This window comes from Serratia nevei, assembly GCF_024160145.1.
GTDB lineage: Bacteria > Pseudomonadota > Gammaproteobacteria > Enterobacterales > Enterobacteriaceae > Serratia > Serratia nevei_A.
Window position 1 is genome coordinate 15633 of sequence record NZ_JAMYWQ010000043.1, and the last position, 23636, is coordinate 39268.

The 23636-nt window shown below is 60.4% G+C and carries 27 protein-coding genes; 22 read left to right on the forward strand and 5 right to left on the reverse strand.

Annotated elements, in window-relative coordinates; translation table 11 throughout:
- Window positions 1-18: 18 nt before the first annotated feature.
- The 3 genes from M6G53_RS21665 to M6G53_RS21675 form a co-directional block, all read right to left on the reverse strand.
- Window positions 19-888 (reverse strand): phosphoribulokinase, encoded by an 870-nt coding sequence (locus M6G53_RS21665; protein WP_047729703.1) that lies wholly within the window; start codon window positions 886-888, stop codon window positions 19-21.
- 151 nt (window positions 889-1039) lie between these two features.
- Window positions 1040-1273, reverse strand: a complete 234-nt coding sequence (locus M6G53_RS21670) for a YheU family protein (protein ID WP_004930376.1) — start codon at window positions 1271-1273, stop codon at window positions 1040-1042.
- Entirely contained in the window at window positions 1270-2250 is a 981-nt protein-coding gene (locus M6G53_RS21675) for a hydrolase (RefSeq protein ID WP_047729705.1), read from the reverse strand. Before M6G53_RS21675 ends, M6G53_RS21670 begins: the two co-directional genes overlap by 4 nt.
- A gap of 119 nt (window positions 2251-2369) precedes the next feature.
- On the opposite strand from M6G53_RS21675, the gene M6G53_RS21680 reads away from it, so the two are divergent.
- From M6G53_RS21680 to tauD, 6 genes are all read left to right on the forward strand, one after another.
- Entirely contained in the window at window positions 2370-2972 is a 603-nt protein-coding gene (locus M6G53_RS21680; protein ID WP_253334421.1) for a LysE family translocator, read from the forward strand.
- 10 nt (window positions 2973-2982) lie between these two features.
- Entirely contained in the window at window positions 2983-3765 is a 783-nt protein-coding gene (locus M6G53_RS21685) for a PhzF family phenazine biosynthesis protein (RefSeq protein ID WP_253334423.1), read from the forward strand.
- Between the two features lie 114 nt (window positions 3766-3879).
- On the forward strand, window positions 3880-4875 hold the full coding sequence (gene tauA, locus M6G53_RS21690; protein ID WP_253334425.1) for a taurine ABC transporter substrate-binding protein: 996 nt from the start codon (window positions 3880-3882) through the stop codon (window positions 4873-4875).
- 9 nt (window positions 4876-4884) lie between these two features.
- Entirely contained in the window at window positions 4885-5652 is a 768-nt protein-coding gene (gene tauB / locus M6G53_RS21695) for a taurine ABC transporter ATP-binding subunit (protein WP_253334427.1), read from the forward strand.
- Complete coding sequence (gene tauC, locus M6G53_RS21700) at window positions 5649-6485, forward strand: taurine ABC transporter permease TauC (RefSeq protein ID WP_253334429.1); 837 nt, start codon at window positions 5649-5651, stop codon at window positions 6483-6485. The genes tauB and tauC overlap by 4 nt, the downstream gene beginning before the upstream one ends.
- Complete coding sequence (tauD, locus tag M6G53_RS21705) at window positions 6482-7330, forward strand: taurine dioxygenase (RefSeq protein ID WP_253334430.1); 849 nt, start codon at window positions 6482-6484, stop codon at window positions 7328-7330. Before tauC ends, tauD begins: the two co-directional genes overlap by 4 nt.
- A 3-nt stretch (window positions 7331-7333) precedes the next feature.
- Here tauD and M6G53_RS21710 read toward each other — a convergent pair whose 3' ends face one another.
- Entirely contained in the window at window positions 7334-9247 is a 1914-nt protein-coding gene (locus M6G53_RS21710; protein ID WP_253334432.1) for an ABC transporter ATP-binding protein, read from the reverse strand.
- A gap of 129 nt (window positions 9248-9376) precedes the next feature.
- Here M6G53_RS21710 and kefG point away from each other — a divergent pair, with 129 nt between their 5' ends.
- The 7 genes from kefG to M6G53_RS21745 all read left to right on the forward strand — a co-directional run bounded on the left by kefG (window position 9377) and on the right by M6G53_RS21745 (window position 16514).
- On the forward strand, window positions 9377-9928 hold the full coding sequence (gene kefG / locus M6G53_RS21715; protein WP_253334447.1) for a glutathione-regulated potassium-efflux system ancillary protein KefG: 552 nt from the start codon (window positions 9377-9379) through the stop codon (window positions 9926-9928).
- A 2-nt stretch (window positions 9929-9930) separates the two neighbouring features.
- Window positions 9931-11739 (forward strand): glutathione-regulated potassium-efflux system protein KefB, encoded by a 1809-nt coding sequence (kefB, locus tag M6G53_RS21720; protein WP_253334434.1) that lies wholly within the window; start codon window positions 9931-9933, stop codon window positions 11737-11739.
- A gap of 14 nt (window positions 11740-11753) precedes the next feature.
- A complete protein-coding gene (locus M6G53_RS21725) occupies window positions 11754-11957 on the forward strand; it encodes a YheV family putative zinc ribbon protein (protein WP_015379274.1) in 204 nt (67 codons plus the stop codon).
- Between the two features lie 112 nt (window positions 11958-12069).
- Window positions 12070-12657, forward strand: coding sequence for a peptidylprolyl isomerase (gene slyD, locus M6G53_RS21730; protein ID WP_038878063.1), 588 nt, complete (start codon window positions 12070-12072; stop codon window positions 12655-12657).
- 92 nt (window positions 12658-12749) lie between these two features.
- Window positions 12750-13778 (forward strand): LacI family DNA-binding transcriptional regulator, encoded by a 1029-nt coding sequence (locus M6G53_RS21735; protein WP_253334436.1) that lies wholly within the window; start codon window positions 12750-12752, stop codon window positions 13776-13778.
- Window positions 13779-13900: 122 nt separating this feature from the next.
- A complete protein-coding gene (gene nhaC, locus M6G53_RS21740; protein WP_253334438.1) occupies window positions 13901-15340 on the forward strand; it encodes a Na+/H+ antiporter NhaC in 1440 nt (479 codons plus the stop codon).
- A 1-nt stretch (window position 15341) separates the two neighbouring features.
- Complete coding sequence (locus tag M6G53_RS21745) at window positions 15342-16514, forward strand: MalY/PatB family protein (protein WP_253334440.1); 1173 nt, start codon at window positions 15342-15344, stop codon at window positions 16512-16514.
- Between the two features lie 3 nt (window positions 16515-16517).
- Here M6G53_RS21745 and M6G53_RS21750 read toward each other — a convergent pair whose 3' ends face one another.
- On the reverse strand, window positions 16518-16745 hold the full coding sequence (locus M6G53_RS21750; RefSeq protein WP_004930414.1) for a SlyX family protein: 228 nt from the start codon (window positions 16743-16745) through the stop codon (window positions 16518-16520).
- Between the two features lie 356 nt (window positions 16746-17101).
- On the opposite strand from M6G53_RS21750, the gene fkpA reads away from it, so the two are divergent.
- The 9 genes from fkpA to M6G53_RS21795 form a co-directional block, all read left to right on the forward strand.
- Window positions 17102-17941: an FKBP-type peptidyl-prolyl cis-trans isomerase gene (fkpA, locus tag M6G53_RS21755; protein ID WP_253334442.1), complete on the forward strand. Its 840-nt coding sequence runs from the start codon at window positions 17102-17104 to the stop codon at window positions 17939-17941.
- A 384-nt stretch (window positions 17942-18325) separates the two neighbouring features.
- Window positions 18326-19048, forward strand: coding sequence for a helix-turn-helix transcriptional regulator (locus M6G53_RS21760; RefSeq protein ID WP_253334443.1), 723 nt, complete (start codon window positions 18326-18328; stop codon window positions 19046-19048).
- A complete protein-coding gene (tusD, locus tag M6G53_RS21765) occupies window positions 19048-19437 on the forward strand; it encodes a sulfurtransferase complex subunit TusD (RefSeq protein ID WP_033636259.1) in 390 nt (129 codons plus the stop codon). The genes M6G53_RS21760 and tusD overlap by 1 nt, the downstream gene beginning before the upstream one ends.
- 7 nt (window positions 19438-19444) lie before the next feature.
- Window positions 19445-19804, forward strand: coding sequence for a sulfurtransferase complex subunit TusC (gene tusC, locus M6G53_RS21770; RefSeq protein ID WP_253334449.1), 360 nt, complete (start codon window positions 19445-19447; stop codon window positions 19802-19804).
- A 9-nt stretch (window positions 19805-19813) separates the two neighbouring features.
- On the forward strand, window positions 19814-20101 hold the full coding sequence (gene tusB, locus M6G53_RS21775; RefSeq protein WP_253334445.1) for a sulfurtransferase complex subunit TusB: 288 nt from the start codon (window positions 19814-19816) through the stop codon (window positions 20099-20101).
- Window positions 20102-20244: 143 nt separating this feature from the next.
- Window positions 20245-20619 (forward strand): 30S ribosomal protein S12, encoded by a 375-nt coding sequence (gene rpsL / locus M6G53_RS21780; protein WP_004930426.1) that lies wholly within the window; start codon window positions 20245-20247, stop codon window positions 20617-20619.
- A gap of 96 nt (window positions 20620-20715) precedes the next feature.
- On the forward strand, window positions 20716-21186 hold the full coding sequence (gene rpsG, locus M6G53_RS21785; RefSeq protein ID WP_004956203.1) for a 30S ribosomal protein S7: 471 nt from the start codon (window positions 20716-20718) through the stop codon (window positions 21184-21186).
- 93 nt (window positions 21187-21279) lie between these two features.
- Window positions 21280-23394 (forward strand): elongation factor G, encoded by a 2115-nt coding sequence (gene fusA, locus M6G53_RS21790; protein WP_028127620.1) that lies wholly within the window; start codon window positions 21280-21282, stop codon window positions 23392-23394.
- Window positions 23395-23464: 70 nt separating this feature from the next.
- Window positions 23465-23636, forward strand: a 172-nt coding sequence (locus tag M6G53_RS21795; RefSeq protein ID WP_227255718.1) for a GTP-binding protein, incomplete at its 3' end; no start/stop codon positions are given.

Below are 23636 nucleotides of genomic sequence, written 5' to 3' on the forward strand. Positions count from 1 at the left end.
CCGCCGCGCTCAACGCATTTATTCGATCTTCTTGCCTTCCAGCAACCGCTGCACCAGCGGCGCCATGATCAGCTCCATCGCCAGCCCCATCTTGCCGCCCGGCACCACTAACGTATTGATGTGCGAGATAAACGAGCCCTGCAGCATCGCCAGCAAATAGGGGAAGTCAATTTGATCCAGCCCGCGGAAGTGGATCACCACGAAGCTTTCGTCCAGTGAGGGAATCGCCTTGGCGGCGAACGGGTTGGAGGTGTCCACCGTCGGCACGCGCTGGAAGTTGATGTGGGTGCGCGAGAACTGCGGCGTGATGTAGTTGATGTAATCTTCCATCGAACGCACCACCGAATCCATCACCGCTTCGCGAGAGTGGCCCCGCTCGCCGGTATCGCGGATCAGTTTCTGAATCCACTCCAGGTTGACGATCGGCACCACGCCGACCAGCAGATCGACGTGGTTGGCCACGTCGTGGTGATCGGTGACCACGCCGCCGTGCAGCCCCTCGTAGAACAGTACGTCGGTCGGTGCCGGCAGCGGTTCCCACGGGGTGAAGGTACCCGGCACCTGATTGTAGGGCACCGCTTCGTCGTAGGTGTGCAGATACTTGCGCGAGCGCCCGGTGCCGTTCTTGCCGTAGTCGATAAAGCTCTGCTGCAGCAGGCCGAAGTCGTTGGCCTCGGGGCCGAAATAGCTGATGTGTCTGCCCAGATCGCGCGCCTTGCGGATCGCCGCGTCCATTTCCGGCCGGGTGTAGCGATGGAAGCTGTCGCCCTCCAGCTCGGCGGCGCGGATGTTGAGCTGTTGGAAGATCTTACGGAAGGCCACGCTGGTGGTGGTGGTGCCGGCGCCGCTGGAACCGGTCACCGCGATAACGGGATGTTTGGCAGACATGATGGTTGTCACTCCGTGTTGAATGCGCCGGCGTCAGGGGATTATTGTGGCTCTTGTTGACGCTCTCTATCTCAGGAAAAAATGGCGCGCGCTGGTTGGCAATGCCCCATTGTTACCTGATTTTTTCCGTCAGTCATAGAACCGAGCGCCACTAAATTTCTTCCTGCCCGGCGCGGAACTGGCCGCGCGGCATGATGTTGACGCTCTCGTGCAGTTCCGACCACACCAGCACCACTTCGCCGTTTTTCAGCTGGCGGCGCACGTCCTCCACCTTCTGTTCCAGCGAGCGTTCGTGTTCGCCGTAATCGGTGCCTTCGCGCAGTACAAAGGATTCGATCAGGCTGTTCAGGGTGTCGGTTGCCAGTTCTTGCCAGGGAATGATCACGTCGGGATGTCCAGATAAGGGGAAAGCCAGGCCGGAATGCGATGTTCCAGCCACATGTGCGGTTTTTTCAGCGTGCCGCCGACGAAGCCGACGTGGCCGCCGTACTCGGTCAGCTGATATTCGATATTGCGCGGCAGGCCGGCGACGTCGGGGATCACCTCATGGGTCATGAAGGGATCGTCCTTCGCATGGATGATCAGCAGCGGCGTCTGAATAGCCGGCAATAGCGGCAGGGCGCTGCAGCGGCGATAATAGTCGATGGCGTCGCTGAAGCCGTGAATGCGCGAGGTGATGGCGTCGTCGAATTCGCGGATGCGTCGCAACCCGTTCAGCTGTGACAGCTTGAGCGGCAGAGTGTCCGGGTAGTGCAACAGCTTGCGGGTGGCGTTTTGTTTCAGCTGCCCCAGCAGGTAGCGCTGATAAACGCGGGAGAAGCCTTGCTCCATGCGGTAGGCGCAGGGCTCCAGCATCAGCGGCGCCGAGACCACCACCGCCGCCTGCAGCAGGCTGTCGGCGCCTTGCTGCGCCAGATAACAGGCCAGCATGTTGCCGCCGAGCGAAACGCCGACCGCCGCAGTTGGCACCTCGCCGTAGCGATCGCGCAGCCAGCGCAGGAAGAAGCGCGCATCTTCGGTTTCACCGGAGTGGTAGATGCGCTGCTTGCGGTTGGGCACGCCGCTGCAGCCGCGAAAGTGCATCACCACGCCGAGCCAGCCACGCTCACGCCAGGCGTTGAGCAGGCCATGCGCGTAGGGGCTGTAGAAGCTGCCTTCCAGGCCGTGGAACAGCACCGCACGCGGTTTGTCGCGCGCCTGCGCCGGATCTTCGCTCCAGGCGAGATCGACGAAATCGCCGTCGGGCAATTCCAGCCGTTGCCAATGCGGTTTCAATAACACGCGGCGGCGCACCAACCGCGGCAACAGCGTTTGCAGGTGCGGGTTACTGGCCCCGGTCAGAGGGCGAAAAGTGTTAGGCATAGGCTGAGTAAAAATGTTGTGGGCGGCTATTGTGAGATCCCTAGCGCACTGTTAGCTTCAATACCAAGAACTAACAATGATACTGCAAAAAAGCGCCTTGGGTGAGGAGCACCCGTGCCATGGAACCGAGTTTATTCCTTTCGATGCTGGGCTTCCTGTGGGTCGCCGCCATCACGCCTGGCCCCAATAACCTGCTGTTGACCACCTCCGGCGCTAACTTCGGCTTTATGCGATCGCTGTGGCTGATGGTCGGTATCATGCTCGGCATGCAAAGCATTTTGCTGCTGGTGGCCTTCGGCGTCGGCAGCCTGATTCTGGTCTACCCGTCGCTGCACCTGATCCTGAAAATCCTCGGCAGTCTGTACCTGCTGTGGCTGGCGTGGAAAGTCGCCACCGCCGCCTATGAAAAGCTGGAAACCGACGTGGCGCCGCCGCAGCCGGTGCGGCTGTATCAGGGCTGGCTGCTGCAGTTCCTCAACCCGAAAGCCTGGCTGATGGCGCTGGGGGCGGTGGCCAGCTTCAGCCTGGCGGGCGATAACTACAACGGATCCATTGCGGCGATCGCGCTGGGCATTTTGGGGGTCAACATTGTCGCCGGCATTATCTGGCTGGCGTTCGGCACCGTGATCGGCCGCCTGCTGCGCAGCAAAAAGGCCTGGGTTATCTTCAACGGTTCCATGGGGTTGTTGACCGCAGCCTGTGTGTTACTGATCTGGCATTAAGGAGCGAACGATGGCGGAAAATTATTATCACGTGGTTGCCTTTACCGGCAAAGGGCTGCGCGGCAACCCGGCCGGGGTTTGCCTGCTGACGCAGCCGCTGCCGGCGGCGCGGCTGCAGGCGATCGCCAACGAGATCGGCCTGCCGGAAACCAGCTTTGTCTGGGATGACGGCGACATGACTGCTATCCGCTGGTTTACCCCGGAACGCGAGGTCGATCTTTGCGGCCACGGCACCCTGGCGGCGGCGCATGTGATGTTCAGCGCGATCAATCCGGCGCTGCAGGATATCCGCTTCCGTTCGGCCGGCGGCGAGCTGTTCGTCAAGCGCGATGCGCAGGACGGGGAACGGCTGGTGCTCGATTTCCCCGCGCGGCCGCCGCAGAAGGTGGCTGAACCGGCGGGCCTCGCGGCGCTGCTGGGCGTGCAGCCGCAGGAGGTGTGGCAGGCGAAGGCGCTGATGGTGGTGCTGGAAAACGAGGCGCAGGTACGCGCGCTGCGGCCGGACATCCCGGCGCTGATCGCGCTGGCCGGGTGTGCGGTAATCGTTACCGCGCCGGGTGACGTTGTGGACTTCGTGTCGCGCTATTTCACGCTCGACGGCGGTGAAGATCCGGTTACCGGCTCCGCGCACTGCACGCTGATGCCTTACTGGACGGCGCGTCTCGGCCGCCATCGGCTGCATGCGCAGCAGATCTCGGCACGCGGCGGCGAACTGTTCTGCGAACTGCACGGGGATCGTACGCTGCTCGGCGGCTATGCACACGTGTTCTTGCGCGGGACGATCGCGCTGTAACCCGCGTTTATATTACTCACGGTAATAAAGAAGACTTTTTTATTCTTTTATAGCCCGTCATCGCTCAGATAAAACTGTCAGCAACTGAACAGATTTTTATCAACGGAGCGGAACATGGCGGGCAAACTCTTTTCCTTACGCAACGCGGCGCTGTTGGCGCTGTCGCTCAGTGCAGCCAGCGCCTACGCGGTGGACGTGACCGTGGCGTACCAGACGTCGGCAGAACCGGCCAAGGTGGCGCAGGCGGAAAACAGCTTCGCCAAACGGTCCGGCGCGACCGTCGACTGGCGTAAGTTCGACAGCGGCTCCAGCGTGCTGCGTGCGTTGGCCTCCGGCGATGTGCAGATCGGCAATATCGGCTCCAGCCCGCTGGCGGTGGCCGCCAGCCAGAAACTCCCCATCGAAGTGTTCCTCATCGCCTCGCAGCTCGGCAGCTCCGAAGCGCTGGTGGTGAAGAATGACATCAAAAGCCCGCAGGATCTGATCGGCAAGCGCATTGCGGTGCCGTTTATCTCCACCACCCATTACAGCCTGCTGGCCTCGCTCAAGCATTGGGGCATCAAGCCTGAGCAGGTGAAGATCCTCAATCTGCAGCCGCCGGCCATCGCCGCCGCCTGGCAGCGCGGCGACATCGACGGTGCCTACGTCTGGGCGCCGGTGGTCAACGAACTGGCCAAACAGGGCAAGGTGTTGACCGACTCCGCGCAGGTGGGCGAATGGGGCTCGCCGACGCTGGACGTGTGGGTGGTGCGCAAAGATTTTGCCGAGCAACATCCCGAGGTGGTGACCGCCTTTGCCGCCAGCGCCCTGCAGGCGCAAAAGGCCTACCTGGCGGGGCCGGAACAGTGGCTGAAAGATCCGAACCACCTCAGCACGCTGGCGCGCCTGAGCGGCGTGCCGGCAGCGCAGGTGCCGGAGCTGGTGAAGGGAAACCGTTATCTGCCGGTGGCGGATCAGGTTGCCCAACTCGGCCAGCCGGTGGACAAGGCGATCCGCGATACCGCCGAATTCCTCAAGCAGCAGGGCAAGATCCCCCAGGTCGACAGCGACTACAGCGCTTACGTGACCGACCGTTTTGTGAAACAGGTGCAGGCTGCACCGCAGTCGTAAGGAAGCGGGATGCTAAACGTCAATCATCTTTCAGCAGAGTATCAGGGGCGGCCCGCGCTGCGTGACGTGTCGTTCCAGATCGCCGCCGGGCAACTGGTGGTGGTGCTCGGCCCGTCTGGCTGCGGCAAGACCACGCTGCTGAATTTGATCGCCGGGTTTATCGAGCCTTCAGCTGGCAGCATCACGCTGGATGGAACGCCCGTTCACGGCCCGAGCGCCGAACGGGGCGTGGTGTTCCAGCATGAGGGCTTACTGCCGTGGCGCAACGTGGTGGATAACGTCGAGTTCGGCCTGCAGCTGGCCGGCGTCGGCAAGGCGCAGCGCCGCCGGGTGGCGGAGCAGATGCTGCAGCGCGTGGGGCTGGCGGGTTATGAACAGCACTTTATCTGGCAGCTTTCCGGCGGCATGCGCCAACGCGTCGGCATCGCCCGCGCTCTGGCCGCCGATCCGCGGCTGTTGTTGCTGGACGAACCGTTCGGCGCGCTGGACGCGTTCACCCGCGAGCAGATGCAGGAGTTGTTGCTGTCCATCTGGCGCGATACCGGCAAGCAGGTGCTGTTGATCACCCACGATATCGAAGAAGCAGTGTTCCTCGCCAGCGAATTGCTGCTGCTGTCGCCGGGGCCAGGGCAGGTGGTGGAGCGGCTGTCGCTGAACTTTGGCCAACGCTATGCCGACGGCGAAGCCTGCCGTGCCATCAAGTCCGATCCTGAATTTATCGCGCAGCGCGAATACGTGCTGGGCAAAGTTTTCCAACAGCGCGAGGCCTTGCTATGAGCCTGCATTCCACTCTGAAGGCCGCGGCGCAGCCGCAGGGCAAGGTGGCGCGCCGTTTCAGCGTGCCGCGCAACGTTTGGCTGAGCGGCGCCACGCTGTTGACGGTGTTGATCGTCTGGTGGGGCGTGACGGCGTTGCAGCTGATCAGCCCGCTGTTTTTGCCGGCGCCGCAGCAGGTGCTGCACCAGCTGCTCACCATCGCCAGCCCGCAAGGCTTTATGGACGCCACGCTGTGGCAGCATCTGGCGGCCAGCCTGGGGCGCATTCTGGTGGCGCTACTGGCGGCGGTGATCGTCGGCATCCCGGTGGGCATCGCCATGGGGCTGAACGACACGGTACGCGGCATCCTCGATCCGCTGATTGAGATCTATCGCCCGGTGCCGCCGCTGGCCTATCTGCCGCTGATGGTGATTTGGTTCGGCATCGGCGAAACCTCGAAGATCTTGCTGATTTATCTGGCGATCTTCGCGCCGGTGACGCTGTCTGCCGTGGCCGGTGTGCGCAGCGTGGCGCAGGTGCGGGTGCGAGCCGCCCGCGCGTTGGGCGCCACGCGTTGGCAGGTGCTGCGCTTCGTGGTGTTGCCGAGCGCGCTGCCGGAGATCCTGACCGGCATCCGCATCGGGCTGGGCGTCGGCTGGTCGACGCTGGTGGCCGCCGAACTGATCGCCGCCACGCGCGGCCTGGGATTTATGGTGCAATCCGCCGGTGAGTTTCTGGCGACCGACGTGGTGTTGGCCGGCATCGGCGTGATTGCGGTGATTGCATTTGGGCTGGAGCTAGGGCTGCGTGCCCTGCAGCGCCGATTGACCCCGTGGCATGGAGTACAGCAATGAACGAACGTCTGAATATCACCCCACTGGGGCCTTACATCGGGGCGCTGGTGGAAAACGTCGAGTTGGCCCGGCCGCTGGGCGATGGCCAGTTTGAACAGCTTTACCATGCCTTGCTGAAGCATCAGGTGCTGTTCTTCCGCAATCAGCCGATCACGCCGCTGCAGCAGCGCGATCTGGCCGGCCGCTTCGGCGATCTGCATATCCATCCGGTCTATCCGCATGCCACCGACGTGGAAGAGATCATCGTGCTCGATACCCACGACGACAACCCGCCGGACAACGATAACTGGCACACCGACGTGACCTTTATCGACAACCCGCCGCTGGGGGCGATCCTGGCGGCCAAGACCTTGCCTTCCACCGGCGGCGATACGCTGTGGGCCAGCGGCATCGCGGCCTACGAGGCGCTGTCGGCGCCGTTCAGAACGCTGCTCGCGGGGCTGCGTGCGGAGCATGACTTCACCAAGTCGTTCCCGGAACACAAACATCGCGGCAGTGAAGAGGAGCATCAGCGCTGGCAGCTGGCGGTGCAGAAAAACCCGCCGCTGCTGCATCCGGTGGTGCGCGCCCACCCGGTCAGCGGCCGGCAGGCGCTGTTCGTCAATGAAGGCTTCACCACGCGGATCGTCGACCTGGCGCCGAAAGAGAGCGACGCTTTGCTGAACTTCCTGTTTGCTCACATCACCAAACCGGAGTTTCAGGTGCGCTGGCGCTGGCAGGAAAATGACGTGGCGATCTGGGATAACCGCGTGACGCAGCACTACGCCAACGCGGATTATCTGCCGCAGCGGCGCATCATGCACCGTGCGACCATTCTGGGGGATAGGCCTGTTTACAAGGCCTGAGGCTTAGGCTTCGAACGCCTGCGTTAACTGTTCCAGCTGTTCCTGCGCATCCAGCCAGGTCATTTCCGTCTCTTCCAGCGCGGATTTGGCCTGGCTTTGCTTTTGCAGGCAGTCGGTCAACTCGGCCTTGCGGCTGATATCGTACAGTGCGGAATCCGCCAGCTGTTCCTCCACCGCCGCCAGTTCGGCGCCCAGTTTTTCCATCTGCTGTTCCAGCTTGGCGATCTGCTTGCGCAGCGGCTGGGTCTGCGTACGGAACTCCGCCTCGCGGCGTTTTTGATCCTTGCGCGCCTGCGCGCTGTTGCCGCCGCTCTCTTTTTCCGGTGCGTCCTGCTGGCTTTCCTGGCGCTGCAGGTCGACAAGCCACTGCTGGTAGTCGTCGAGATCGCCCTCGAAAGGCTCGACCTGGCCGTCGTGCACCAGGTACAGATCGTCGGTGGTGGAGCGCAGCAGGTGACGGTCGTGCGAGACCACCACCAACGCACCTTCGAAATCGATCAGCGCTTCGGTCAGCGCCTGACGCATGTCGAGATCCAGGTGGTTGGTCGGTTCATCGAGCAGCAGCAGGTTAGGGCGCTGCCAGACGATCAGCGCCAGCACCAGCCGCGCCTTCTCGCCGCCGGAGAAACGTTCGGTCACTTCGCTGACCTTGTCGCCCTGGAAACCGAAACCGCCCAGATAGTCGCGCAGCTGCTGCTCCAGCACCCGTGGGGCGATGCGGCTCAGGTGCTGCAGCGGCGATTCGTCGGCGCGCAGGAATTCCAGCTGGTGCTGGGCGAAGTAACCCAGCTTGATGCCTTTCGCCAGGCCTATCTCGCCGCTCAGCGGTTCCAGGGTGCCGGCCAGCAGTTTGATCAGCGTCGATTTACCGGCGCCGTTGCGGCCGAGCAGGCCAATGCGCGAGCCGGGCACCAGGTTCAGCTTGATTGACTTCAGGATCACTTTATCGCCATACCCGGCGCTGACTTTGTCCATGCGCAGCAGCGGGTTCGGCAGGCTTTCCGGCGGACGGAAGCTGAAGGTGAACGGGTTGTCGACGTGTGCCGGGGCGATCAGTTCCATGCGCTCCAGCATCTTGATGCGGCTCTGCGCCTGCTTGGCCTTGGTGGCCTGCGCGCGGAAACGGTCGATATAGCTTTGCAGGTGCGCCACTTTCTCTTGCTGGTGCTGATACAGCGACTGCTGCTGCGCCAGCTTGGTGGCACGCTGGCGTTCGAACGACGAATAGTTACCGGTGTATTCATTCATCGTCTGCTGTTCGATATGCAGGATCTTGTCGACGATGGGATCGAGGAAGTCGCGGTCGTGCGAGATCAGCACCAGCGTGCCGGGATAGCTTTTCAACCAGCGCTCCAGCCAGATCACCGCATCGAGATCCAGGTGGTTGGTCGGTTCGTCGAGCAGCAGCAGGTCGGAACGGCACACCAGCGCCTGCGTCAGGTTGAGGCGCATGCGCCAGCCGCCGGAGAAGTCGCGCACCGGGCTTTGCAGCTGTTCGTTGGAAAAGCCGAGGCCGTGCAGCAGGCTGGCGGCGCGGGAGCGGATGGTCCAGGCGTCGATGGCGTCCAGCTTGCCGTGCAGGGTGGCGATGGCGTGGCCGTCGTTGCGATCGTTGGCCACCTGCAATTCGGCTTCGAGCTGGCGAAACTCGCGGTCGCCGTCGATAACATACTCGATCGCCGCTACGTCCAGCGCCGGCGTCTCCTGGTTGACCCAGGCCAGCGCCCAGTTGCCGGGGAAGGTAAAGCTGCCGCCGTCCGCCGCGATCTCGCCCTTCAGCAGCGACAGCAGCGTGGATTTGCCGCAGCCGTTTTTGCCCACCAGGCCGACCTTCTGACCTGGATTAACCGTCGCCGTGGCGTTGTCCAGCAGGACGCGGATGCCGCGTCGGATTTGTAGCGAGGAGAATACAATCATAAAGCGCCGTATGTTCAGAGTATGTTAAATTATCATTAAGGTAACAGAACGCGCACCGCGCGCTGTTTTTGTCTTTGCGATGCATGGTAACGGAAAACCGCTACCCTGACGACGCTTTGGAGGGGAATGATGTCGCAGCCGCCCAAGGTCTTGCTGCTGTATGCCCATCCGGAATCCCATGACTCGGTGGCGAACCGGGTTTTGCTTCGACCGGCGCAGCAGTTGGAACATGTCACCGTGCACGATCTCTACGCGCACTACCCTGATTTTTTTATCGATATCCATCACGAACAACAGTTGCTGCGTGAGCATCAGGTCATCGTGTTTCAACACCCTCTGTATACCTACAGCTGCCCGGCGCTGCTGAAGGAGTGGCTGGATCGCGTGCTGTCGCGCGGCTTTGCCAGCGGCGTGGGCGGCAATGCGCTGGCGGGCAAATACTGGCGTTCGGTGATCACCACCGGCGAACCGGAAGGCGCCTACCGCACCGGCGGTTATAACCACTACCCGATGGAAGATATTCTGCGGCCGTTCGAGCTGACCGCCGGGATGTGTCATATGCATTGGCTGACGCCGTTCGTGGTGTATTGGGCGCGGCGGCAAAAGCCGGAGGTGCTGCGCAGCCATGCGGACGCCTACGGCGACTGGCTGAGCCACCCGCTGCCGCGCGGAGGGCGGTGAGCATGGAAGGATCGACCTTACTGACCGCCATTTTACTGTTCCTGTTCGCCGCGGTGGTGACGGTGCCGATCGCCCGTCGCCTGGGGATCGGCGCGGTGCTGGGCTATCTGATCGCCGGCATCGCCATCGGCCCCTGGGGATTGGGCTTCATTCGCGACGTCGACGAGATCCTGCACTTCTCTGAGCTGGGTGTGGTGTTCCTGATGTTTATCATCGGCCTGGAGCTGAACCCCAGCAAACTGTGGGAGCTGCGGCGCTCGATCTTCGGCGCCGGCGCCGGTCAGGTGTTGATCACCGCGGCGGTGCTGGGCGCGTTGCTGTACCTGTCGCACTTCGCCTGGCAGGCGGCGGTGATCGGCGGCGTCGGCCTGGCGATGTCTTCCACCGCCATGGCGCTGCAGCTGATGCGCGAGAAGGGCATGAACCGCAACGAAGGGGGGCAGCTCGGCTTCTCGGTGCTGTTGTTCCAGGATATGGCGGTGATCCCGGCGCTGGCGCTGATTCCGATTCTGGCCGGTGCGGGCGGCACCAGCGACGACTGGGCGAAGATCGCGCTCAAGGTGGCGGCGTTCGGCGGCATGCTGATCGGCGGCCGCTTCCTGCTGCGGCCGCTGTTCCGCTATATCGCCGCTTCCGGCGTGCGCGAGATCTTCACCGCCGCGGCGCTGTTGCTGGTGCTCGGCTCGGCGCTGTTTATGGAAGCGCTCGGCCTGTCGATGGCGCTCGGCACCTTCATTGCCGGCGTGCTGCTGGCGGAGAGCGAATACCGCCACGAGCTGGAAATTTCCATCGAGCCGTTTAAAGGGCTGCTGCTGGGGCTGTTCTTTATCTCGGTGGGCATGGTGTTGAATATCGGCGTGCTCTACACCCATCTGGCCGAGGTGTTGATCGGCGTGCTGGCACTGGTGACGGTCAAATCCGGCGTGCTCTACGGCGTGTCGCGCCTGTTCGGCCTGCGCAGTTCGGTGCGCCTGCAGTTCGCCGGGGTGCTCAGCCAGGGCGGTGAGTTTGCCTTCGTGCTGTTTTCGGCGGCGGGTGCCCAAAAGGTGCTGCAGCCGGATCAACTCTCTTTGTTGCTGGTGGTGGTGACGCTGTCGATGATGACCACGCCGCTGCTGATGCAGGCCATCGACCGCATTTTGGCGCGCCGCTATAACGCCAAAGACGAAGACGAGGAGACGCCGTACGTGGAAGATGACGACCCGCAGGTGATCATCGTCGGCTTCGGGCGATTCGGCCAGGTGATTGGCCGCCTGTTGATGGCCAACAAAATGCGCATTACCGTACTGGAGCGCGACGTCAGCGCCGTTGGCGTACTGCGGCGCTACGGCTACAAGGTCTATTACGGCGACGCCACCGAGCTGGAGCTGCTGCGCGCGGCGGGCGCCGAGAAGGCCAAGTCGATCGTGATCACCTGCAACGAGCCGGAAGACACCATGGAGATCGTGCGGCTGTGCCAGCAGCACTTCCCGAACCTGAGCATTCTGGCGCGGGCGCGCGGCCGCGTGGAGGCGCACGAGTTGCTGCAGGCGGGGGTGAAACAGTTCAGCCGCGAAACCTTCTCCAGCGCGCTGGAACTGGGGCGCAAGGCGCTGATGGAGTTGGGCATGCATCCGCATCAGGCCTTCCGTGCCCAGCAGCATTTCCGCCGCCTGGATATGCGCATGCTGCGTGAACTGATGCCGCCGCATCAGGGCGACGTGGCGCAAATTTCCCGCGTCAAAGAGGCGCGGCGCGAGCTGGAAGAGCTGTTCCATCGCGAAATGCAAAAAGAAAGCCGCCAGTTCGACGGCTGGGACGAATACGAATAAGCGGGAGCATAACGATGTCTGCAACACGTAAGAGATTTATCGCCGGGGCGGTGTGCCCGAGCTGTAGCGCCATGGATACGCTGGCGGTATGGCGGGAGGATCAGGTGGAAGTGGTGGAGTGCGTCAAGTGCGGCCACCATCAGCGCCAGACCGAACAACAGGTGGAAAAACACGTTCGCCCGCAAGAGCAGGTGATCGGCATTTTCCAGCCGAAGTAGCGTTTTTTTATCCCGGAGGGTACAGCGGGGCAGATTTCCGTTACAATCTGTCCGGAAAAGGCGCGCATCCCGATAACGGTGTGCGTCCTAGTAGCCAACGGTAGGAGATATCATGAAAGTAGCAAAAGACTTGGTGGTCAGCCTGGCTTACCAAGTACGTACAGAAGACGGTGTTTTGGTTGATGAGTCTCCGGTGAGCGCACCGCTGGACTATCTGCACGGGCATGGTTCTCTGATCGCAGGTCTGGAAAAAGCACTCGAAGGCCACGACGTTGGCGATCGTTTTGACGTTCACGTCGGCGCGAACGACGCGTACGGCAACTACGACGAAAACCTGGTGCAGCGCGTACCGAAAGACGTCTTCATGGGCGTTGACGAACTGCAGGTCGGCATGCGTTTCCTGGCTGACACCGATCAGGGCCCGGTACCGGTTGAAATCACCGAAGTTGACGGCGACCACGTGGTGGTTGACGGCAACCACATGCTGGCCGGCCAAAACCTGAACTTCAACGTGGAAGTTGTCGCGATCCGCGAAGCGACCGAAGAAGAACTGGCGCACGGCCACGTACACGGCGAGCACGACCATCACCACGAACACGGTGAAGGCTGCTGCGGTGGTCACGGCCACAGCCACGATCACGACCATGGTCACGACCACGGTAAAGGCGGTTGCGGTAACGGCGGCTGCGGCTGCCACTAAGCAGAGCGCAGTGACGAGACAAGAGGGCGGCCATCGGCTGCCCTTTTTTATGCGCGGCGCACCGGGCGCCGAACGGCACAACAGGACATGCCATGGCCACCATGAAAGACGTTGCGCGGCGCGCCGGCGTTTCCACGGCCACCGTCAGCCGGGTGATCAATAATACCGCCTACGTTGAACCGGTGACCCGCGAACGCGTCGAGAAAGCGATGCGCGAGTTTAACTACCACCGCAACGCCGCCGCACTGGCGCTGGCGAAAAGAAGCGGCACTATGCTGGGGTTGCTGACCGGCAACCTCGACGATCCGTTTTTCTCACGCCTGGCGCGGGGCGTGGAAGACATCACGCGCCAGGCCGGCGTGCGTTTGATGTTGTGCAGCGGCGGGCATCAGGCTGAGCTGGAAAAAAGCGGCCTCGACTTTCTCATCAACCAGGGATGCGAAGCCATCGTGGCGCACGTCACGCGCATGGGGGAGGAGGAGCTGCTGCGCTACGCCGCCCACACGCCTGCGCTGGTGCTGATCAATCGTTGTCTGCCCGCCATCGCCAACCGTTGCATCTGGCTCGACAACGCGAGTGCGGCGCAGGCGGCGACCGAGCTGCTTATTCGCCAGGGGCATCGAAGGATCGCCTGCGTGACGGCGGATCTGCCGATCGACGACCGTGCGCAGCGGTTAGCGGGTTACCGCAAGGCCCTGGCTGCCGCCGGCATTGAGGTGCCCGGCAGCTGGATCATCAGCGTGCCCTTTAACGAGAGAGGGGGTGAACTGGCGGCCGAGCGCGTTCTGGCCAGCGATCAACGCTTCACCGCCGCAGTGACGTTCAACGACGTGATGGCTGCCGGCATGATGCGCACCTGCCACCAACGGCACATTCAGCTGCCTGAGGCGCTGTCGATCGTCGGTTTTGACGACATTGCCCTGGCGAAGTATCTCCACCCCGCGTTGACCACCGTGCATTACCCCATCGAGAGAATGGCCCGGCGCGCCGCGCGCCTGGCGCTACAGATCCACAGCGGCAGCGACGTTGCACCACGGAACAACCGCTTTTCGGCTGAACTTATTCTGCGAGACTCCGTAGCCGACGGCGAGCCGCATGAGCAAAGCAAGCGCGGCGAATGAGAGACAGCTCACACAACGCCACCTCATGAAACCGATTACATCGCCGGTTGCCTGCGCTCACATCCTCCGATTACCGAAGCCATTACGCTGTTGCAGTACCCCATCTTCAACAGGAGCCGTATATGGATAATAAGAAAACGCTCAACCTTGGGCTGGCGACGCTGCCGATTGTGGCCATGCTGTTGCTGCTCATCATCGGCTATGGCCAGTTTGGCCTGCGTATTGAACCGCTGCTGCTGGTTTCCGCCGCCATCGCCGCCGCGTTGGCCTGGTGGCAAGGCTACCGCTGGGACGACATCATCGAGGCCATCGTGGCCAAGCTGGCGAAGGCGATGCCGGTGATCCTGATCCTGATCTGCGTGGGCGGCCTGATCGGCACCTGGATGATCAGCGGCACCATCCCTTACATGGTGTATTGGGGGCTGAAGCTGATCAGCCCGCAATACATTCTGATCGCCGCGTTCTTCATCACCAGCGTGATCTCGGTGTGCACCGGCACCTCGTGGGGAGCGGCTGGCACCGTGGGCGTGGCGCTGATGGGCGTGGCCGCCGGTCTGGACGTGCCGCTGGCCGCCGCGGCCGGGGCGGTGGTGTCCGGCGCTTACTTCGGCGACAAAATTTCGCCGTTGTCCGATTCGACCAATTTCGCGGCTATCGTTGCGGATACCGATCTCTACAGCCATATCCAGCATCTGATGTACACGACGCTGCCGAGCTTCATGCTGGCCGCCGTGGTGTACCTGATCGCCGGCCACAGCGGCGCGGTGGGCAGCGTGGCAACGCCGGAAAAAGTGACCGAAATCGTCGGCGCGCTCGAGGGGCTGTACCACTTCAATCTGCTGCTTATCCTGCCGCCGGTGCTGGTGCTGTGGGGCGCGGTGACCAAACGGCCGGTGATCCCCGTCATGTTGGCCGCCTGCGCGCTGGCGATCGCCATCGGCGTCGCGCTGCAGGGCTTTAGCCTGCAGCAGGGGCTGAATGCGTTGATGGATGGCTTCAATCTGTCGATGTTCGCCACTCAGGGCCATAACGTCGAAGGGATTGTCGCCGATGTGCCGCGCCTGCTGAACCGCGGCGGCATGTTCTCGATGATGAGTACGATCCTGCTGGTGTTCTGCGCCTTTTCCTTCGCCGGCGCCCTGACGCTGACCGGCGCGCTGACGGTGATCATCAGCCGGCTGCTGAACGTGGTGCACACCACCGGCCAGCTGATCGCCGCCACCGTTGCCACCACTCTCCTGGTGACCGGCGCGACCAGCGACGGCAAGCTGGCGCTGCTGATCCCGGCGGAGCTGTTTAAAGGGGCCTATCGGCGCATGGGGCTGGACAACAAAAATCTGTCGCGCACCGTCGAAGATGCGGGCACCGTCATCGAACCGCTGATCCCGTGGACGGCCGCCGGCATTTACATGGCCACCACGCTGGGGGTCAGCACCCTCGATCTGCTGCCGTGGGCGATCCAATGTTATGCAGCGGTGGTGTTCGCCCTGATTTATGGGTTCACCGGCTTCGGTATCGCCAAACTCCAACCTCAGAACGACTTGCAGCGTAAGGAAGCCTGACATGACGAGTCATTTCAACGCCATCATCGATCGCCACAACACCGGCTCCGTGAAGTGGGACTTCATCGACCGCTATCTGCAGCTGGACGGCAGTGAACTGTTGCCGATGTGGGTGTCCGATTTCGATTTTCCGTGCCCGCCAGAGGTGCAGCAGGCGCTGCATCAGCGGGTGGACCACGGCGTCTTTGGCTACAGCGAACGCGACGACGCCTATTATCAGGCGGCGATCGACTGGTTTGCCAAGCGGCACGATTTGCCGCTGCGGCGCGAGTGGTTCACGTCGATTGAAGGGGTGGTACCGGGGTTGGCGATACTGATCCAACTGCTCAGCCAGCCGGGGGACGGCGTGGTAGTGCAGGGGCCGTACTATGGCTCGTTCGCCAAGATAACCACCCTGAACGGCAGAGAGGTGATTGAAAACCCGCTGCTGGAAACCCCGCAGGGATACCGGATCGATTTCGACCAGCTGGCCGCCTGCCTGGCGCAGCGTAAACCGCCGCTGTTGTTGCTGTGCAATCCGCACAACCCGACCGGCCGTTGCTGGCGCCGCGAGGAACTGGAGCGGCTCATGGCGCTCTGCCACGCCCACGAGGTCACGGTGATCTCCGATGAAATTTGGGCCGATCTGCTGCTGCCCGGCGAGACGTTTACGTCGGTGTTGCATCTGGGCGAGGAATATCGCGAAAGGGTGATTGCGGCGACGTCCGCCAGCAAAACGTTCGGCCTTTCCTCACTGCGCATTTCGAATTTCCTGATCCCCAACGCCCGGCTTCGGCAGGCGTTTGTCGATCGGCTGAACGCCCACGGGCTGGATGTGTTCAACGCGCTGTCGATGACGGCGGCGACCGCGGCCTACCAACGGGGCGCTGCCTGGCTTGATGAGCTGCTCGACTACCTGGCGGAGAATCGACGTTGGTTTGAGCAGGCGCTGGCGGCGGCCGCGCCCTGGTGCACGATGACCCGGGCGGAAGGGACCTATCTCGCCTGGCTGGATTGCCGCGCGCTGGGTTTGAACGATGCTGACTTGCAGCAGGCGCTGGTGGCGGTGGCGAAGCTGGCGCCGTCGATGGGTAGCGGTTTCGGCCCGCAGGGGAGCGGTTTTATCCGCATCAACCTGGGGTGCCCGCGCCGGTATCTCGAGCGTGCCGTCGCAGGGCTGGCACGCCTGAAATAACCCTCAATAGTGCGGCGGCGGGGTTTCTTCCGATTGTGAGGCGATCATCGAGGTTTGGGTCGAGCGCAGCTTGTCGGTCAACATGCGCAGATGTTCGCGCATCTTCAGCATTTCCATTTGATGCTGGATGACGGTCTGGTTGAGCTCTTCGATGGTGAGCTCTTGGAAGGCCTGGCGGCTCTCCAGTTCTTCAAGCCGCTGTAGCAGGCGTTGAATGTCGGCGTTGTGCATGAGGTTACCTCTGACGCGATAAAATCCTGATTCGGCGCTATGGTAACAGCTGGCGCCGGGTTTGCCCGCGCTATTTCTTTGGGCGGTGCGCAACGTTGCGACCGGCAGTGTAAAGTGCTGAAAATCTGCGCGCCCGATACGCCGTTTTTTGCTAACCTCGCCGAATATTCTGCAAGAAAAATCTGATTTATCATGCGAGTAGCACGCGGCGGGAAACTTCTTGGCAAAGCGGGAGTCACACTTTGACTCGATTGGTTACCTGTGCGACTGTTTTGTTTTGTTTCAGACAGCTATAGTAGCCCGGTTATCTTACCTAATGATTGTTTGGGGCATTGCTTCAGACACTGGAGAAATGGATGAAATCTTTGTTTAAAGTCACGCTTCTGGCAACCACCATGGCTTTTGCTCTGAATGCGACCCAGGCCATGGCAGCCGATGCTGCCCAACCGGCAGAAGCCGCTAAACCTGCGGACGCGGCAGCAGCACCGAGCACCGGCAAGTTCAAGAACGACGACGAGCAAGCGGCTTACGCACTGGGCGCCTCGCTCGGCCGTTACATGGACAACTCCCTGAAAGAACAAGAGAAGCTGGGCATCAAGCTGGACAAAGATCAGCTGATCGCCGGCGTTCAGGACGCGTTCGCCAACAAGAGCAAGCTGAACGACGCCGACATCGAGAAAACCCTGCAGGGCTTTGAAGCGCGCGTGAAGGCTTCCGCTCAGGCGAAGATGGAGCAGGATGCCAAGGACAATGAAACCAAAGGCGCCAAGTACCGTGACAGCTTCGCCAAAGAAAAAGGCGTGAAGAAAACCGAATCCGGCCTGCTCTACCAGGTAGAGAAGCCGGGCGCGGGTGAAGCGCCGAAAGACAGCGACACTGTGGTGGTGAACTACAAAGGCACCCTGACCGACGGTACCGAGTTCGATAACTCCTACACTCGCGGCGAGCCGCTGTCGTTCCGTCTGGACGGTGTGATCCCTGGCTGGACCGAAGGCCTGAAGCACATCAAGAAAGGCGGTAAAATCAAGCTGGTGATCCCACCGGCGCTGGCCTACGGCAAAACCGGCGTTCCGGGCATCCCGGCTAACTCCACGCTGGTGTTCGACGTTGAGCTGCTGGACGTGAAAGCGGCCCCGAAAGCCGACGCTAAAGCCGAGAAACCAGCGGACGCGAAAGCAGACGCCAAAGCGAAATAATCTCGTCGCTCTGTTTGCCACCGCCGCGGATGCCCTCCGCGGCGGTTTTCATTTCGGCCGCCGCCGCCTCTCGCGCCATTGAACGCTTGACGCCTGCCGGGCATCGGGCTTAACGTCAATACCACGCGCAAACGCAAGGACTTTGCTCCGGCCGCTTTGCTAGACTAATAATTCTGATTTATCAGTCATGCGTCTGCCCCTTAGGGCGTGTACCTAAAATTGTTCCCGACCGCCTCGCCCGCGGATGTCGTCGTGCCGTTTGATGCCGAACTCAGCCAGCCGCGCTGCGGATGCCTGACGGCGTGCCGACGACGGCAGCGAGCCGGTCCGAGCGGTTTTAGCTGCGCCCCCTGGCACAGGCGATCTATGAGGGTGGTATCTTCGATGTCGAATTCGCTTTTATCCAGCGAAGCCAGCGAACTTGATTTGCTGAATGAACGTCCGTTTACTCAAACGGATCATGAAATCCTGAAATCCTATGAAGCGGTGGTCGACGGGCTGGCGATGTTGATCGGCGGCCACTGCGAGATCGTACTGCACGCGCTGGAAGACCTGAACAGCTCAGCGGTACGCATCGCCAACGGTGAACATACCGGGCGTAAAATCGGCTCGCCGATCACCGATCTTGCGCTGCGCATGCTGCACGACATGGCCGGCGACGACAGCAGCGTATCGAAAGCCTACTTTACCCGCGCCAAGAGCGGCGTGTTGATGAAGTCGGTGACCATCGCCATTCGCAATCGCGAGCAGCGGGTGATCGGCTTGCTGTGCATCAACATGAACCTCGACGTGCCGTTCTCGCAGATCATGCAGACCTTTATGCCGCCGGCCACGCAGGACGTGCCGTCGTCGGTGAATTTCGCTTCTTCCGTCGACGACCTGGTGGCGCAGACGCTCGAGTTCACCATTGAAGAGGTGAACGCCGACCGCTCGGTGTCCAATAACACCAAGAACCGCCAGGTGGTGCTCAACCTCTATGAGAAAGGCATCTTCGACATCAAGGATGCGATTAACCAGGTGGCGGAGCGCCTGAATATCTCCAAACACACCGTCTATCTGTATATCCGCCAGTTCAAGAGCGGCGATCTGTTGGGAAGCGACCGTTGATGCTCGATTATTGTCTGTTGGTCACCGGCCCGGCTTACGGCACGCAACAGGCCAGCAGCGCCTATCAGTTCGCTCAGGCTTTGCTGGCGAAAGGGCACCGGCTTTCCAGCGTCTTTTTCTACCGTGAAGGGGTGTTGAACGCCAACCAGCTGACCGCGCCCGCCAGCGACGAGTTCGACCTGGTGCGCGGCTGGACGCAGCTGGCACAGCAACACGGCGTGGCGCTCAACGTCTGCGTTGCTGCTGCGCTGCGCCGTGGCGTCACCGACGAGCAGGAGGCGGCGCAACAGGGGCTGGCAAGCGCCAACCTGCAGCCCGGTTTTACCCTGAGCGGGCTGGGTTCCCTGGCCGAAGCGTCGCTGAGTTGCGACCGTCTGGTGCAGTTCTGAGGATATGATGAAACGAGTCGCTTTTGTTTTCACCCACGGGCCGCACGGCGGCGCCGGCGGGAGGGAAGGGCTGGATGCGCTGCTCGCCACGTCGGCGCTCAGTGAAAATTTGGGGGTGTTTTTTGTCGGCGATGGCGTATTGCAGCTGTTGCCGGGCCAGCAACCGGAAAAGATTTTGGCGCGCAATTACATCGCCACCTTCGGCGTGCTGCCGCTGTATGACGTGGAGCGGTGCTATCTGTGCCAGGCTTCGCTGCAGGAGCGTGGGCTGAGCCAGGTGACCGATTGGGTGCTGGATGCGGAAGTGCTGGCGCCGGACGACCTGCGCCGCGAACTGGCCGGCTACGACGCCGTGATGACGTTTTAGGATCCTCTGATGCTGTATACCCTGAGCCATTCGCCAAACCAATGTGACTTACCTGCACTGCTGCGCCTGACGGCGGAGGGCGACGCGCTGCTGCTGCTGCAGGACGGCGTGCTTGCAGGCCTTGCCGGCAGCGCCCATCTTGAATTGCTGCTCGCCGCCCCCATATCCCTTTATGCGCTGCAGGACGACCTGGAAGCCCGGGGATTGGTTGGTCATTTTTCGCACAAAATCACTGTCATCGGCTATAATCACTTCGTTGAATTAACCGAACAACACCGCAGCCAAATGGCCTGGTAATGAGAGTGATGTTGTATATTTCTTGACACCCATACTGGTCAGCCATAAAATTCTGCGTCCTCGTACTTTGCCAGTAGTGCATACGAGGGGATTTATCACATGTTTACGAAGCTAGTACGAAGCAAAAACCAGGAGCTTTTTTAATGGCAACAATTAACCAGCTGGTTCGCAAACCACGCTCTGTGAAGGCTGCTAAAAGCAACGTTCCAGCGCTGGAAGCCTGCCCGCAGAAACGTGGCGTATGCACCCGCGTATACACCACTACCCCGAAAAAACCAAACTCCGCACTGCGTAAAGTTTGCCGTGTGCGTTTGACCAACGGTTTCGAAGTGACTTCCTACATCGGTGGCGAAGGCCACAACCTGCAGGAACACTCCGTAATCCTGATCCGTGGCGGTCGTGTAAAAGACCTGCCAGGTGTGCGTTACCACACCGTCCGTGGTGCACTTGACTGCTCCGGTGTTAAAGACCGTAAGCAAGCTCGTTCCAAGTACGGCGTGAAGAAGCCAAAGGCTTAATGGTTCTCCGTTAAGTAAGGCCAAACGTTTTAACTTTAATGTCAAAATAAACTCGTAGAGTTTTGGACAATCCTGAATTAACAACGGAGTATTTCCATGCCACGTCGTCGCGTAATCGGCCAACGTAAAATCCTGCCAGATCCTAAGTTCGGATCTGAGCTGCTGGCCAAATTTGTAAATATCCTGATGGTAGACGGTAAAAAATCTACTGCAGAAGCAATCGTCTATACCGCGCTGGAGACCCTGGCTCAGCGTTCTGGTAAAGATCACCTGGAAGCTTTCGAAGTCGCTCTCGACAACGTTCGCCCGACTGTAGAAGTTAAGTCGCGTCGCGTTGGCGGTTCTACTTATCAGGTACCAGTTGAAGTCCGCCCGGTTCGTCGTAATGCTCTGGCAATGCGTTGGATCGTTGATGCTGCACGTAAACGCGGTGATAAATCCATGGCTCTGCGCCTGGCGAACGAGCTGTCTGACGCAGCAGAGAACAAAGGTTCTGCTGTTAAGAAGCGTGAAGACGTTCACCGTATGGCCGAAGCCAACAAGGCGTTCGCCCACTACCGCTGGTAATCACCCGGCTGTAGTCATGCTAACCAAGCGGGCGCGTCAAATCGGCCCGCTTGGGTTAACTGAACTTGAACGCCCTAGGAATAGAGGAATCAAATGGCTCGTACAACACCCATTGCACGCTACCGCAACATCGGTATCAGTGCTCACATCGACGCCGGTAAAACCACCACTACCGAACGTATTCTGTTCTACACCGGTGTAAACCACAAAATCGGTGAAGTTCATGACGGCGCTGCCACCATGGACTGGATGGAACAGGAGCAGGAGCGTGGTATTACCATCACTTCTGCAGCGACTACTGCTTTCTGGTCTGGTATGGCCAAGCAGTTCGAACCGCATCGCGTAAACATCATCGACACCCCAGGGCACGTTGACTTCACCATCGAAGTAGAACGTTCCATGCGTGTGCTGGATGGCGCGGTAATGGTTTACTGTGCTGTTGGTGGTGTTCAGCCACAGTCTGAAACCGTATGGCGTCAGGCTAACAAATACAAAGTGCCACGTATCGCGTTCGTTAACAAAATGGACCGTATGGGTGCTAACTTCCTGAAAGTTGTTGGCCAGATCAAATCTCGTCTGGGCGCTAACCCTGTTCCTCTGCAGCTGGCTATCGGCGCAGAAGACAAATTCACCGGCGTTATCGACCTGGTGAAGATGAAGGCGATCAACTGGAACGAAGAAGACGCAGGCGTAACCTTCGAATACGAAGACGTGCCGGCTGACATGATGGATCTGGCTGAAGAATGGCGCCAGAACCTGATCGAGTCCGCTGCGGAAGCTTCCGAAGAGCTGATGGAAAAATACCTGGGCGGCGAAGAGCTGACCGAGGAAGAAATCAAATCCGCTCTGCGTCAGCGCGTGCTGAACAACGAAATCATCCTGGTTACCTGTGGTTCTGCGTTCAAGAACAAAGGCGTACAGGCGATGCTGGATGCGGTAATCGAATACCTGCCGGCACCAACTGACGTTCCTGCGATCAACGGTATCCTGGACGACGGTAAAGACACTCCGGCTGAGCGTCACGCAAGTGATGACGAGCCGTTCTCTGCTCTGGCGTTCAAAATCGCTACCGACCCGTTCGTAGGTAACCTGACCTTCTTCCGCGTGTACTCCGGCGTTGTTAACTCCGGCGACACCGTGCTGAACTCCGTTAAGGCTGCGCGTGAGCGTTTCGGCCGTATCGTTCAGATGCACGCCAACAAGCGTGAAGAGATCAAAGAAGTTCGCGCAGGCGACATCGCCGCTGCGATCGGTCTGAAAGACGTGACCACCGGGGACACCCTGTGTGATCCAGACTCTCCAATCATCCTGGAGCGTATGGAATTCCCTGAGCCGGTAATCTCTATCGCCGTTGAACCGAAAACCAAAGCTGACCAGGAAAAAATGGGTCTGGCTCTGGGCCGTCTGGCTAAAGAAGACCCGTCATTCCGCGTATGGACTGACGAAGAGTCTAACCAGACCATCATCGCCGGTATGGGTGAGCTGCACCTCGACATCATCGTTGACCGCATGAAGCGTGAATTCAACGTTGAAGCTAACGTGGGCAAACCTCAGGTAGCTTACCGCGAAGCGATTCGCGCGAAGATTACCGATGTTGAAGGTAAGCACGCCAAGCAGTCTGGTGGTCGCGGTCAGTACGGTCACGTTGTGATCGACATGTACCCACTGGAGCCGGGCTCTAACCCGAAAGGTTACGAGTTCATCAACGACATCAAAGGCGGCGTAATTCCTGGCGAATACATCCCTGCCGTTGATAAAGGCATCCAGGAGCAGCTGAAGTCTGGTCCGTTGGCTGGCTACCCGGTTGTAGACATGGGTATTCGTCTGCACTTCGGTTCTTACCACGACGTTGACTCCTCTGAACTGGCGTTTAAACTGGCCGCGTCTATCGCCTTTAAAGAAGGCTTTAAGAAAGCGAAACCAGTTCTGCTTGAGCCTATCATGAAGGTTGAAGTTGAGACTCCAGAAGAGAACACCGGTGACGTTATCGGTGACTTGAGCCGTCGTCGCGGCATGCTGCGCGGTCAGGAATCTGAAGTGACTGGCGTTAAGATCCACGCTGAAGTACCGTTGTCCGAAATGTTCGGCTACGCAACTCAGCTGCGTTCTCTGACTAAAGGTCGTGCATCATACACCATGGAATTCCTGAAGTATGATGATGCGCCGAACAACGTCGCTCAGGCCGTAATCGAAGCCCGTGGCAAATAAGCCGCAGGGTTAAAACCAAAGTCCCGTGCTCTCTCCAGAAGGGGAGAGCGCTATAGTAAGGAATATAGCCGTGTCTAAAGAAAAATTTGAACGTACAAAACCGCACGTTAACGTTGGTACTATCGGCCACGTTGACCACGGTAAAACTACCCTGACTGCAGCGATCACTACCGTACTGGCTAAAACCTACGGCGGTTCTGCACGTGCTTTCGACCAGATCGATAACGCGCCAGAAGAAAAAG